The sequence below is a fragment of the Flavobacterium sp. genome (genome assembly GCF_040402895.1).
In the GTDB taxonomy this organism is placed as follows: Bacteria; Bacteroidota; Bacteroidia; order Flavobacteriales; family Flavobacteriaceae; genus Flavobacterium.
Map to the genome: position 1 here is coordinate 158993 of NZ_JBBALR010000004.1, position 14977 is coordinate 173969.

At 32.4% G+C, this 14977-nt stretch carries 8 protein-coding genes; all 8 read right to left on the reverse strand.

Annotation, left to right across the window (positions count from 1 at the left end; all coding sequences use genetic code 11):
- Positions 1 to 61: 61 nt before the first annotated feature.
- Positions 62 to 1759, reverse strand: a complete 1698-nt coding sequence (locus tag ABWP60_RS05590) for a family 16 glycosylhydrolase (protein WP_353149712.1) — start codon at positions 1757 to 1759, stop codon at positions 62 to 64.
- Between the two features lie 36 nt (positions 1760 to 1795).
- The gene (locus ABWP60_RS05595) at positions 1796 to 3244 is read right to left on the reverse strand and encodes an MFS transporter (protein WP_353149715.1); all 1449 of its coding nucleotides are present in this window, start codon (positions 3242 to 3244) and stop codon (positions 1796 to 1798) included.
- Between the two features lie 22 nt (positions 3245 to 3266).
- The gene (locus ABWP60_RS05600) at positions 3267 to 4685 is read right to left on the reverse strand and encodes a glycoside hydrolase family 30 protein (RefSeq protein ID WP_353149718.1); all 1419 of its coding nucleotides are present in this window, start codon (positions 4683 to 4685) and stop codon (positions 3267 to 3269) included.
- Positions 4686 to 4777: 92 nt separating this feature from the next.
- Entirely contained in the window at positions 4778 to 5977 is a 1200-nt protein-coding gene (locus ABWP60_RS05605) for a glycoside hydrolase family 17 protein (protein ID WP_353149721.1), read from the reverse strand.
- 50 nt (positions 5978 to 6027) lie between these two features.
- Positions 6028 to 9489, reverse strand: coding sequence for a 1,3-beta-D-glucan phosphorylase, GH149 family (locus ABWP60_RS05610; protein ID WP_353149724.1), 3462 nt, complete (start codon positions 9487 to 9489; stop codon positions 6028 to 6030).
- A gap of 81 nt (positions 9490 to 9570) precedes the next feature.
- Positions 9571 to 10383 (reverse strand): glycoside hydrolase family 16 protein, encoded by an 813-nt coding sequence (locus ABWP60_RS05615; protein ID WP_353149727.1) that lies wholly within the window; start codon positions 10381 to 10383, stop codon positions 9571 to 9573.
- A gap of 13 nt (positions 10384 to 10396) precedes the next feature.
- The gene (locus ABWP60_RS05620; protein WP_353149730.1) at positions 10397 to 11833 is read right to left on the reverse strand and encodes an Ig-like domain-containing protein; all 1437 of its coding nucleotides are present in this window, start codon (positions 11831 to 11833) and stop codon (positions 10397 to 10399) included.
- A 16-nt stretch (positions 11834 to 11849) separates the two neighbouring features.
- Complete coding sequence (locus ABWP60_RS05625) at positions 11850 to 14972, reverse strand: glycoside hydrolase 5 family protein (RefSeq protein WP_353149733.1); 3123 nt, start codon at positions 14970 to 14972, stop codon at positions 11850 to 11852.
- Positions 14973 to 14977 lie beyond the last annotated feature (5 nt).

Sequence of the window (14977 nt, forward strand, 5' to 3'; positions counted from 1 at the left end):
AATACCTCACAAAAATAGATTTCTGTAAGGTATTTTTAGATTTTTTATAGTTTAGTGGTAACTATTTCACTATCATTTTTTTAACGCTTCTTTTATCTCCTGAGTGGACAGCTAGTAAATAAATTCCTTGTGAAAGATTTTTAATGTCAATGTTGTTAGTATCCGTTTTGGTTTCTAAAACTAAAACTCCTGTCATATTATATACTTCTACTTTGTCAATTATATCCTCAGCATGTATTTTAATGTAATCTTCAACAGGATTTAGGAATGAAAAATCTAAGGGTTCTTGAATTGACGCCACTTCTAAAGCACAATTGCTACCTACCACATACGTATAATAATTTGTTACTGACATACCTCCAGAATAAGCAAACTTCACACCATAATTTATAGTGGAACCGATAGTTTGACCCGTAATAGTGTGAGTAAAAATATTACCTGATACATTTGTCATTTGAGTTTCACCAAATGGATTTTGTCTCCACAGATAAGCCACTACTCCAACTTTGTCCGTATCTAATAAGCCGTAAGTGATTTTAACACTGGTTCCTAACGTTTCAAAAGCATAATTATATCCAGTAGAGAAAGCACCTATTTGCGCTAAATTACTAACCCCTGAACAACCTGTAACACTAGTTGTAGTTGCGTTTATAACAATTGGATTTGATACAAAATTATTTCCAGCCAAATCACTTGCTGCTATTGAAAAAATATAATTTGTATTTTGGTTTAAGTTTGGTACAACAACAGATTTTTGAACTCCAGATGGGCTAGCTGTATTTATTGTACCACCGCTATAATTAATGCTATAAGAAACATTTCCAGAATTGTCGTTACCGTTTAGTAATAATTCAATAGTCGAACTAGTTACTGCACCAATAGTAGCAGTGAAATTAGTTGGTGCTTGTGTGTCTACAGTTGTATTTTGATAAACCCTAACATAATCGATAACCATAGTTGCTTGCATAAAGTTTGAAGGGATAGTTCCCGCTACGCCACCCATAGCTATATTTAATAACAAATATTGTTCTGCGTTAAACGGCCAATTACTAGGTGTTTTTACTGAAGGATTATAGGTATAAAATGCTACTCCGTCCAATAAAAAAGTAATTTGAAAAGGAGACCAATTCATGGAATATACGTGATAATCGGTTCCTAAATTAGCTGCAATTGTACCGCCATGATTAACTGTATTTCCAAAAGAAGAAGGGGTATGAATCGCACTTTGCACATAACCAGCAGGTTGCGATTGTGTGATACCATGCTCCATAATGTCAATTTCACCGCATGCTGGCCAACCTGTTGTTCCAAATTGAGCATCAAAAAAACCACCATCTTCGTTAATATTTTTCCCTAACAACCATAAGGCAGGCCAAGTACCTTGATTGGTTGGAATCTTCGCACGAATATCAACGCGTCCATAAAGAAAAGCAAATTTTGAATTCAATCGTGCTGAAGTATATTGTTTTGTAACACCTTGACTGGTGTAAGGTTCTTTTTTAGCTGTAATATTTAAAAAGCCACCAGCAACAGATGAATTTGTTTGTTGATTTGTGTAATGCTGTACTTCGCCATTATACCAACTTCCGCCTGCAGGTATCTGCGTTTGATGGTGCCATTTGGTTGCGTTTATTGCACCAGTTCCATCAAATTCGTCTGACCAAACTAAATTATTATACACCACATCAACCTGAGCAAAACCAAATTGAGTTGTAAATAATAGTATTAGAAGCATTTGAAAAAGGGTATTTTTTCTCATATCTATTTTATAAAATTGAATCATTAATAGTTTTGTTTAAATTGAGTCAACTTGTTTCTGAAGTTTTGATTTTCTTTCTAATAATTCTTTTTTTATCTCATTTGCCTTTTTCTCGGTAAGATTATAATCCCACATGATCCACATGGCAATTAATGTACCGCATATTGGCACACCAGAAAAAAACAATCTCAAGCCTGTAACGGCTCCTTCTGGTTGGGTAGGTGCGCCCGCTTTAAATGCTACCGCCGACATAATAACACCTGTTAACAATCCTGCAATAGCAAAACCGAATTTTACCATCCACCAGTAAATAGCGCCAAAGATTCCTTCTCTTCTTTTACCTGATTCTAATTCATCCATATCGCAAACATCAGCTGTCATTGACATCATTAGGGTAAACAAACTCCCTATTCCAAAAGCAAAAAATGGCAATGCAAATAAAAACATATATGGCTTTCCAGGAATAAACAGTAACCATAATAATATATACCCAAACACGGAAATACCTTGAGAAATTAAAAAGGCTGTTTTTTTCTCCATTTTTTTTGACATCCACGCCACAATTGGTATAACTATAAATGTTGTTGCTAATGCGCCTATACATCCAAAAAGAGTTGGCCAGATTCCTGCAGCAGCAGTATCTCCATTAAACAGATAATATACCACAATAAAAAATGTGAAACCTGCTACCGTATTGAAAGCATTAAAAATAAAAAATGTAGCAATACAAAGTTTTCTAAATGGTTTATTAGAAAACGCTTCTTTAAAACTACTTAAAATTTCTTTTAAACTACCTCCAATTGTTCTAACTGTTAAAGGTTTTAAGGTATCATCAAATTTGGTTGATTTACTTTTAATAAAAATAGCGGGTACCATCGCTAAAAGCATAAATATTAATCCCACCCAAATAGCTAATGTTCTTGTGGCAGTATCTGCATTTGGAAACCAAGCAGGGTCGTACATAATTACCCAAAACCATGGCGCAATTACCCAAGCCCACTGACCAATCCATTGAGATACAGCCATTATACTGGTGCGTTCATGAAAATCGTCACTCATTTCATAACCCATAGCAACATACGGTACACTAAAAATGGAAAGACCAATGTGAAAAATTAACGACATTATTAGAAAAAATATAAAATTATAGGTAACACTATTTTCTCGGTATAATTGCCACATAATTATAAAAGATACTCCCATAATAATAGAACCAACAAAGACATATTGTCTTCTTCTACCCCAATCTGATTTTGTATTATCTGATATAAATCCCATTATAGGATCAAAAAAAGCATCAACTATTCTGGGTACAAAAAATAAAACACCCCACATCCATGATGGCATTCCTAAGTTTTCGACTAGTACTACCATAAAAATTCCTAAGGCTGCTGGAAACATTTGGTTGGCTAGCATTCCTAATCCAAAGGCAATTTTTTGACTCATTGGCACCAATACTTTGGTATCTGTAATATTATTTGACATATCTATAATTTTAATTTTGCAATTAGTTAGGTTTTATTAGTATTGTTTGAAGCGCATTTGCATCTATAGTTATTATTTTATTCTTTTTATTTAATTGAATATCAATTGTTTGAATACGATCAGTTGGATTAAAAACAGCCACTGCTATTGAACCATCCAGATTCTTAACTGCTGTTGCTACTAGATCTTTATTATCTATTTCACATCCAATTTTTATGCCACCTGGTCGCATGAACTTACTGAAATGAGCCATCACATAATACAAAGGTGTAAAATAAACTTCATCATTTTTATCATCAACAAGTATTGGAGCCACACACCAGTTTTTAAACCAATTTGGACCGCCTTGTCTATCTAAGACCATGTTCCAATCTACCCAGCCATCTACCCAATTGTTTAAACAGCCAATAATATCAGTTGCATAACGATTCACAGGAGCATATTTTGGATGTAAAGGTTTATCTTTTTCACTAGCCCAATCCCAACCCCAATCTGTAGCTTCTTTTTTCCAATACCAAGCGTCATCTTGCCAATGCGGAATTTCAGAATCGATACAGCCTTCGGTTTCAATTAGGAATTTATTTGGTGCTTTATTGTGAGCATATTGCAGTTCTTTTGCAAAATAATCGAACGTACTTTCATACCAATGAATGGCAGTACCCGCAAAATATTTTGAAGTGGTTTCATTTTTATACATAGCATCCACCCATTCTGGTATACCTGCTCTATTTTGATCATAACCCAAAATCTTTACGTCTTTCCAACCGTCTTTTTCTAATTTTGGACCAAGATGATTTTGAACAAAAAGGGTCATTTCTTCTGGAGAAAAAAGCGTGCTTTCCCAATTATTACCGTTTCCATGAGGTTCATTTATTGGAGTAATTCCCCAAATATCAATACCTTCATTTTTATAAGCTTTCAAATATTTTGAAAAATATAGAGAAAAAGTATCGTTAAATTCTGGTACTAATTTACCTCCTATATAGCTTTTATTGTCTTTCATCCATGGTGGACAGGACCAAGGAGAAGAAATAATTTTAAATCCTTCTTTAGAAATCGCTTTTGCGTCTAAAATCATCGGAATTAAATCAGATTTATCATCTTCAATGGTAAAATGTTCCAAAGTAATGTCGTTTTCAACTTTTGCATAAGTATAATTACTTAATGAAAAATCGCAAGAAGCAATATGTGTTCGTGTTAGAGAATAATTAGAACCAGCTTCGCTAAAATAGGCATTTAAGATTTTGTTTCGATTATTTTTACTTAATCGATTTAATAAATAAGCTGAAGATTCTGTAAATGAACCACCAAAACCAGTAATCGTTTGAAATTTTTCACCAGGATTGATAGTTAAAACAATTGGAGTACCTTCGTTTGAAAATTGGGTGATTCTTGTCAATGAAATTCCATTCGCAGATGTTTCATAGACTTGCACTTTCATTTCTTTTGTGCTTGAGCAACTATATATTGACAATACAATACCAGTTATCAATAGCTTTAAAAGGGTTATTTTAAAATAATTTTTAGCCATAATTAATTTTGCTTAATAAGTCTTGGAACTTTTACATCCTGCCATAAAGCATTTTCATCTCCATTATAGGTTTTTATTATTGGTTTCCCATTTCGCGTTAAACCATTAAAAATTCCTTTATCAACTTTATCCCAAATCGCAAATTTGGCTTGGTTCTGCAAATTGAACAATCCGAAATGATTCTCGTATCCTTCCGGATTTGAACCATCTTTCCAATTTTCATCAAAAGCTTCAAAATAAAAACAAGTAATTTTTTCTTTGTTTGACCATTCTCGCATTAATTTATAATATTGAGCTGCTTTGTATTCGTCGGCTGCTTTGGAACCTTTATCACCGTAATATATGTTATCAATGGTAGTCCAACCTGTTTCACCAATATGAACGGGTTTATCTACGCCTATCGATTTCATGTATTTTACAACTCCATTATATTGTGAAATAGCATAATCTCTGGCTCTCAACATAGCCGAATCTATTTTCATTTTATCGGATAGATTTGTTTCATTTTCTTTAATTCCCCATATTTCTGGAAAATAACGTTCATCGTGAATAGGATACGAATGCAAGGAAATATAATCTACTGCTTTTATTAATCTATTCAAATCTTCGGTGTGATATTGCTCCTCACCTCCTCCCCAAGAAAGATAATTGTCTGAGCTTGTTATCCACAGATTTTTTGGTAATTGATTTGATTTTTTTAACTCTTGTAAATGATTAACCCATTTTAAAATTATAGCTGGTGTAACATAATAGCTGGTCGCCCATTTCACCATTGCTTCATTTCCAACAGAAATAATTTTTATAATCTCTGGATATTGATTAGATAATTCTACAGCTTTTTGAATTTCAATTGTATTACGTTGACTTTCTTCTTCATGAATTGGAGCAATTTCTGTCCAAGCATTTTTACAATCAATCCAAACGCCTAACATCACATACATTTCAAACTTGGGATTCTCTTTTTTTAATTCGGTAATGGCTTTTAGTACATTTACTATTTCCTCACGATGCAGATTATAGGTTCTGATTATTTTAATATCTATAGCCGCTAAAATTTTCAAATCCTCCTTAACTTCGGAAACACTTGGTTCTATATCTCTTGAATTGGTTCGATAGCCTCCATAGCAAATGCCTTGATAATTAGGATTGCCTAATAATTTTTCCGCCGTCATTTCTTTTGAAACCAGATTATTAGTAATCATTGGTTTACATGATATAAAAACTAGTAATATGATGTAAATCAGCTGTTTCATTATCTTAAAATACTTTCGTTTATATACACTTCAACCAATGAAATTTCATTAGTTCGGTGGAATATTTTAATGCTTTCTTCTTGGTTTAATTCTAAGGAATCAAAAGTTTTTGATTCTCCATTTTTATAGTTCAAAACAATTTTACTAGTGGTGTTAATTGTATAAATAACTGGTACTTGACAGGTTGTAAATGCTAAGCTATTTTTCTTAAGATGAATTTGTTTTATTGAACCGTCAACCATAATAAATGAAGCTTCTGTATCATGGGATAAAAACGCCCCTTTTTTAAGAAAGGCTGGTTGAAAATGTAATTTTCCATTTTTCACTTTCACACCAAATTCACCTATTCTAACAAGGACATCTTCTTTTACTTGTCCAGTCATACCCGGTTGTTGAGCCCCTTTACCAAAAGGAGTATGCGAATACGGATCGGTTGGAAAAGCACCATACACTTTTGGCGATTTATGAATACCTATTCCGGCTCCGATTTCATCAAAATGGTGCACTAATGCATCAATTGTTGATTGGTCTTCATTAGCATCGATTGCTTTATTAATAACCTCTAAAACAGCTAAATGCAATTTAGATACCATGTGCCAATAAATAGACCCTAAACCTTCATAACCATAAAAAGTTCCGGAACGACCGGTAAATGCCTTGTGATTAAATACTTCTTCAAAAATTTGCAGAATAAGTTCTGTATCTTTTTTGACTAAATCTTTTAATTCGTTATTGCGAGCCAATTGTTCTAAAGCAATTTTTAAATCATTGGCATTGTGAAAATTTCCATTAAAATGATAATTTCCTTTACTATCTTTATTAATTAGTTGAAAACTAGAATGACTTAAAAGCTGTTTTAATAAAGCTGACTTTTCTATACTTTCCTTCGGAATCGTGTTTTTTTCTAAAAATTTAGGCAATTCTTTATTTGGATATAAAATATAGCTATTTTGATCTTTTCTATACAAGTCACTATTTCTTAAAGCGTCCAATACCTTTATTGATTGTTTTGCAGAAAGAAACCCTGAACTTAAAATAGCCACTTGACCTTCAAGCATTTCTGGTAAATAAGAAATTGAAATGCCATTATTTTCAACAGACATTAGATTGTAAGCATGATAAAGATGATCCTCTCTCTGGTTAGCTTTTATTGAATGTTCAATGAAATCAATACTAACTTGAGTAAAATTCCTCAAACCTTGCATAGAATGTGTTCGTTTTTTACCCCAAAATCCGCTATTATAAACATGGTATCGATATTCAGATGCCGCTTGACCTAGCGAATCAAGTATTCTTTTTCTATCATCATTAGAAATTGATCCTGTTAATAAGTGCTGTTGGGAAAGTAAACATTCTCTAATAGCATGGTAGAACTCCACCATTTCATTAGAAATTTTAATAGTTTCTTGATCCGCATTATCTAATAATTGTTGAAAAAACTTTAAAAATCTTCTTAAATAATTAAGCGTAACCATAGAAACACCATTGCCTACTAATGCATTATTTGCATCATTCCATTCTGGTCTTTGAGTATTCATCCAAATTCCAGCTTCAGGAATAAAATTAGACATTTTAGCCAATATGGTAGCTAATAACTTTTCAATTAAATTTACATGATAAATATCTCCATTATTATCTCTTAATAAGGCGCCATCAGCCCCATTTTCTTTGCGACGTTGATTGATTTTTGTATCCCATTCATGATCAAAATCAATGGTATTTTTTGAATTTTTTAAAATATCTTGATGCGATTTTATGGTATAAGGAACTGCTGCATAAACAAAATATTCCTTATCAAAGTAAGACTGTAACTTTCCTGGTTGATAATTTTCTATAAATTCTAAAAACTTTAATAAATAGATAATCTGATGATCACCCCAATATCCAATGTATGACCAAGGATTATCTGGCTCTATCGTTTCCCAATCAAAACCATCTTTCGTAACACGGTATGGATTATATCCGTCAAAAGTTGACGCATTTAAAAACTTGTGAATCATTCCGTCTATAAACTCAGGATAGGCGTTAGCTAAAGATTCCCAATTTTGAAAAATATCTCTCCAATTTCCTTCATAATCTAATATTTTTGAACCGTCTATTTCACTTCTTGTATTAATAGAAAATTTATTCCATGGACGACTTGGATCACCATGTCTTCGACTAAACTTTAATGGAAGATATTCCGTACAAAGTCTAATTAAATCGACATTATTATAATTATAAATTAGTTGTTGAAGAAATGAATAATCAAAAATTTCTGGTAATTTTTTTATAAATGTTTCTTCTTCTTTAAATAAACTTTTATTGGCTTTAGCGATGTAGTTTACGAAATCATTTTTCTCAATTGTATAATTGTTATCGAAAATACCACCTCGCATGATATTAAATAAAACATTTGAAAAATGACGCGAATCTTTTCGTTTATCTGATGTAAATTGTAATCCATCAGCAGTTGCATTAAGCGCAATAAGATTTTGAGTACCTAAATCGATATCCTGAATAATTTGCTTTTCAAGAGTTGGGTCATTAGAAATTGCATCGGCAATTTGAATAACTTCTGATTGATTTTGATTTACATTGGCAATAATCTTCCAAGTTTTAGTTGTATTTTTTTCTAAAACTAATTTTGTTGAAATAAAATAAGCCCCTTTTTCTCCTTTTATATCCGTTTCTTGATGTATGTCATGAAATTTCCTAAAAGCTGAAAGTTGAAGTGAGGAAAGTAAATACGTTGGTTTATCCAATCCTAAAGACCAAACGATGTTAGCTTTTAATGCTTCACTAGGTTCTGCTTTATCTACAATAATGGCACTTAAAGCAAAAATCCCTAATCCACTTTCCAAATGAAGTTCATTTCGCTTGTAGGCATCAACTAAATTACTAGTTGAATTTTGCAAATCGCTGTTAACCCCTTGTGGTAATATATTTTGAATTCCGTCTAAAACATTTATACTGTAATCAATTTGAGAATCGTTAATTAATTCTGATTTTTTTACAAAACCAAACAAATTACTTGAACTCCATTGGTATCTATAAGTCAAATTAAAATCATGATGGATTTCTTCAAAAATAATTTTATTACCAAATTCGTTTTTATATAAATTTCTAGTTAAATTATAGGTTTCATTAAAACGCTCTGAAAAAGGTTCCCAAATATATTTTTCGTTGTTTTTATCAATTTGAAAAATAGTTTTACTACCTGTAATATCAGCAAATTCTGTTATTTTATCATCTGTGTAATAAGGAAAAAGAGCAAACTCAGCATTTTTTCTCCCGGCAGTTAAACCGCCGTTACTTGAAATAAACATCCAGTGATTGGAATCACTAACGATACTCATAAAAAAAGGTCGCATCAAATTATGATTAGTGATTTTGAAAAACATTTCATTATTGATAAAAACCGAATCTAAATTTATTTCTTTCTTATTATTAGTATCAGATATAGGTGTATTTGGGCTCATAATTGCTATAATTCAATTGTATTTCTTAGGCGTGTTTAGACATTAGATGTCTTTTCTAATAAATGGTTTGTTAAAAAATGGTTATTGGTAAACTCTTACGTAATCTACTAACATTTCTTGTGGAAAAGGCGTTTCACTATTTGGAGCACCAGGATAATTACCTCCTACAGCCATGTTTAATATTATGTAAAAAGGATTATTAAACACCCAATCACCAGTTACTTCTGATGGTGTAATTTGATTGTAAAGTACATCATCAACATAAAAGTTGATATAATTTTCATCCCATTCTACACCAAAAACATGGAAATTAGTATCAAATCTGCTATTTGGTAACGTGAACGTTTTTGTTATAGCATTACCTCCTGAATACCCGGGACCATGAACCGTTCCAAACACTTTAGTAGGACTACTTCCTAAATATTCCATAATATCAATTTCTCCACATTGCGGCCAAATGGCTGTATCTGAATTAGAACCTAACATCCAAAAAGCTGGCCATAATCCTTTGCCTCTTGGCAATTTTATTCTTGCTTCAATTCTTCCGTATTTGGTTTCATATTTACCTTTAGTTACTATACGAGCAGAGGTATATGCTTCTCCCATATATTGTTCTCTACGTGCAGTAATTTTTAAAACCCCATTTTCAACCTTTATATTTTCAGGTCTATTAGTGTAATATTGCAACTCATTATTTCCCCAACCGTTACTACCAGTTCCAATGTTGTAAGACCATAAATTAGGATCAGGAGCTCCATCTACATTAAATTCATCGCTCATTACTAAGGTGTTTTTAGTAATAACAGTTTGTTTATCATCTTTAGTGCAACTATTTAATGAAAAAATAATAGCAGTAGTTATGATAATTTTGTTTATTATTTTATTCGATATCATCTTTACTTATTTATTAATTATGAAAATATATATTATCTACGTACAATGTTGAATTATCTCCACCTAAAAGTATTATTTGAGCTAAATGAGATCTATTATTAAGACCTACTTGTTGAGATAATGGAATTTCAAAAGACATCCAATTCTGGGAAACTAAATTATTTGACACTAAATAAGGTAGACTTTGTGTATCATCTCCTCCTCCATAAGCGCCATTTGCTCCAAAATCAGTTAATCTTATTTGAAACACTCTACCAGGTGATATAGGTCCTGGGATAAAGACATCTAAATGAAGATGTGTCATAGAAGTAGCATTCACGGTTGGACTGCTAAACTCGATTCCTACAAAATTAAAGTTTGTGTAATTCAATACATTATCGCCCAATACTGCAAAATCGTTAGATTGTGTGGTTTGCCAAGGTGCCCAATAACCGTTATAATAATTAACTGGAACATTAGTATAAACATCTGAGAATATAGAAATTACATTAGATGGACTCAATGTTGGATTTGGCGCGTTTATATAGACACCTGTACAATTAATTGTTAAACTTCCAGTAGCAGGTTGACCATTAAATGTTGCTGTAATTGTTGCTGTACCCGCTGCGATTGGAGTAACCACACCTGCATCATTTACAGTAGCAACAGAAGTATTTGAGGATGTAAAATTTAAAAAAGCCGGACTAATAGAAACAGATTGATTGCTACCGTTAGGCATATTAAATGTTGCTAATACGCCAGTTATTGTTGAGGTTACGCCAACAAATGTAGATCTAGTAATGTTGTTACCGTTCATTATAGAAGCTTGTAACGGCAAAATAGTACCTAGCTTTTCAAATTTTAATTCGTCAATCCAAAACGTATATCCTGCGCCATTTGTACCTTGAGTACCCGCAGAATATCTAAACATTCCTTTTTCTTGCAATAATTTTGAAGCATTAGGAATTGGAATAATGTATTTTGTCCAAGCCGTTCCTAAACTAATATTTCTCATAGTAGTTATGTATTTATTAGGATAAAAGTCTTCACCAAAACCAATCTCTCCAATTGTTACCCCTTGAGAGGCTTTAGCCCAAAATGTTAGCGCGTCATAACCTGTTAAATCTCTACCTGCTCCATCAACTCTTAAAATACCTCCGGCATAATTTCCTTGAGGATCTGTTGCATTTGGCACATCAAAACGCATAGAAGCATTTCCTTTATAACTCACATTGCTATCAACTGACCAAGCCGTAAATTTTGAACCAACTGGGTTATTAGCATCAGGTCCATAAGGAAAGTAGAAATTAGTACCCATGCCTACCGGTGCATCTGTAAATATTTCCGCGGTTTTAGCAAATGTAGCCTCTTTAGCTTCATCTGATAAATCTCTTTCACAGTTCAAATTGACAAGTGTTATAATTGTCAATAAGAACGTACTTCTTAAATAATTAATTTTTGAATTTTTCATTTTATTATTTTTTAAATTATTTACCAATATTTATATGAATATATGTTCTAATTTCCCATTCAGATCCATTTCCAAAACCTACTGGACTTAAAGTTGGAATTGCAGGATACGTGTTAGCTGGCACAAAAGTTGGAGAATATCTTGGAGAATATTGATTCAAAGTTCGCCATATACCCATTAAACCAATTCTTGTATCTGGTAAAATATACCAGCTAGGTTTTCCTAATGAAGTTGAAATATCTACTTGAGTTTGTAGTGGGTATGTTAAATTAAAATCACGGTGATAATCATAAGGTCCCCAATCATTTAATTTAAGTGAAGAAGCTAATTTCACTTGTTTGTAAATCAATCTAATATCACCACCCATTCTGTTAATGGTTCTTTCAGAGTCTCCATTGGCTTGACCATTTCCAAAATAGATATTTGCAATCATTCCTAAATCTGGACTAATTTTTGAAACAATTCTTGTATTTGATTCCCATAAGTTCTGCGCAGGAGCCGATTTTGCAAAGGCAAAAGGCGTTCTGTTTGATAAAAATCCTATGGCCGCATCCATTGTTGTAGGTAATTTTCTGAAAACAAATCCAGTATTGAATGCAAATTTTGCATCTTCTACCATATCATTATTCCATTCATACATCCAAGTTGCAGGAGTTGGGTCATAAGTGATTAATAATTCTCCTCCTAATGTTTCTCTATTTGCTCTTACAAAAAACGGATCATCCAATACATTTCTTAATCTTCCAGGAGCATTTACACCGTTTGGCATTGCTTCTACAAGCGGTTTTTGCCACAACATATTTGGTGCAACTTGTAATTTAGAATTTATGTTATAGGTAAAACCTGCTAAAAAATTCATTTGATTTCCACTTCCTGAATCTTTTAATCTCCAACCTGTAAATGTTTGAACATTATCTGCTCCACCTGAAGCAACTAGACCCTGAATGGCTCCTTGGGTATAAGCATTAAATTTTCCTTTAGAAAACGTAATTTTTGCTTTTCCTCCCCAGTTATCTTTGTTATTAATTTTATCCACTTTAACAACATTCCCATCCATCATTTGAAACTCTCGTCCATTTAGTGGTTGTCCTCCCCAAATACCTCCTGCATCAAAACCAAAAGCGCCTAACTTCGTTTTGAAATGAACCGTAGCTCTTCTTGTTTTTGGCACTGGGAATGCAATTGAAGAAACCGTTTCAGAAATTTCTACTTGATTAATATCTTCGTGATACACTACAGTGGCATCAACATTTCCTAATTTTTTTCCATATTTTAGTAAATAAGCTGGATTTGCTCCCCACCATAATTGTGGACCAAATGCAGCTTTAAAACCTTTTAAACTTCTTTTACCATCAATTTCAAAACCAAGAGTTTCTCCATTGTAAATATCAAGATTAGGACCGTAATTAGCTTCAGAATATAATGCGAAAAAATCACCTTCATAACCCCAATGATAATGACCCGTTCTGTAAAAACCTTTCAAATCAAAATCCTTAGCATTCCATTTGTATGATGCATTATACACCTGAACTCTATTAAAGTCGCTCACTACAGTTGGTCCATTAGGCGTATCAAAAGACTGAGCTCTTCCTCTATTTTCATAAAAAATCTCATTAATTGGATTTTCAGCAACTCTTCCTAAAACATTGAAATTTACGTTTGCTTTCATATTGGCAGACGGATTTCCTTCAACACCAATAAAATAAGATTGCATATGATCAAATCCAAGTTTGCTTGGATAATTTGCAGTATCAGGATCATCTGTTTTTGGAGTTGAAATTAAGCTACCACCCGTATTAAAAGTTGTAAATTCAGCTCTAAGATTGCTTATTTTTAAAATTCCACCATCATTACTAGCTAATGCCGCTTTGTCAGCACGGGCTCTAAGCGTTGCATCCATCAAATTAGCCTCATCAAATATGGTTTTAAGTTTCTCTTTATTTGCGTTTTGTGAAAATGGATTAAACTTATGGATTTCTTTCAATACATAATAGGAAGCTCTAGGATATAATTGGTAAAAACCTTTTTCATTTGTTGGTCCTTTAGCACATATACCAAACCATTCTTCATTCATATTGTTTTCACCTTCAATAAAATCTTTTTGATAACCACCATTTGACCATGAAGCATTGTTATCATGTAAATCTAAGTTAGAAGTTTGGCCATATTTCCACCAACCATCACTAAATTGAAATGTAAATCCACCAATAGCATTTCCAGCTTTACCCATACCTAATGCATTATTATAAATTTCATTCCAATTGCCTTTTAAATAAAAGGCTTGTGCATTTTGATCTTCTTGATTAGTTAGAGTATTAAAAGCGTCTGAACCAAACTCGGTAAAAAGTAGTGGCTTACCGTATTCTTTTTTTACTCTTTCAAATAAATCACCAAAAGAGACACCTCTGTAGACGTTTGTTCCAAGTACATCAACATCTTTACATTCTTCTGCTATAATATCAAGAAAAAGTAAATCTCCATTACATATTGCCATTGGATGATTAGCATCTATTGCTTTCATAGATACTACTGCTTCGTTAAATAATTTATATAACGAACGTGCTCTAACTGTAGACTTTCTGTCTTTCACAGGAATGTTTTCTGTCTCAGCTCCATCCCAAAATAAGCCATAATTATTTTCATTCCCTAAAAGGAACATTAATAATCCTTTGGTATCTTTATACTCTTTGGCCATTTGAGTCACTTCATTTAGAAGAAGCTTTTTTGTTTTAAGATCAGAATATTCCGTATTAGGTTTCCATACACCATCAATAGTTAAACCGTATCTCCCAAAAGAATGATTTAACATCGTGTAAATACCAAATTTAGAATGAATATACTCTATCCATTTTTTAGGAATTCCAGAATAAACACGTATGGTGTTTACACCCATATTTTGAAGTAAACCCATTTCGTCGTCAAGGGCTTGTTGAATAAAAGTATCTGTTTGATTCCACAGACTATACGAATAATTTGTTCCAATTGGAAAATAATCCCAGTTCATTCCATTTATAATGAAATTTTTACCATCTATAGTTATGCTATGTTCGGTATCATTTTTCTGGATTGCAATTTTTTCTGTTTGAGAAAAACTAGAAAATGCACTGCAAAAAATTAGTAAATAAAAAATTTTTTTCATTTAAG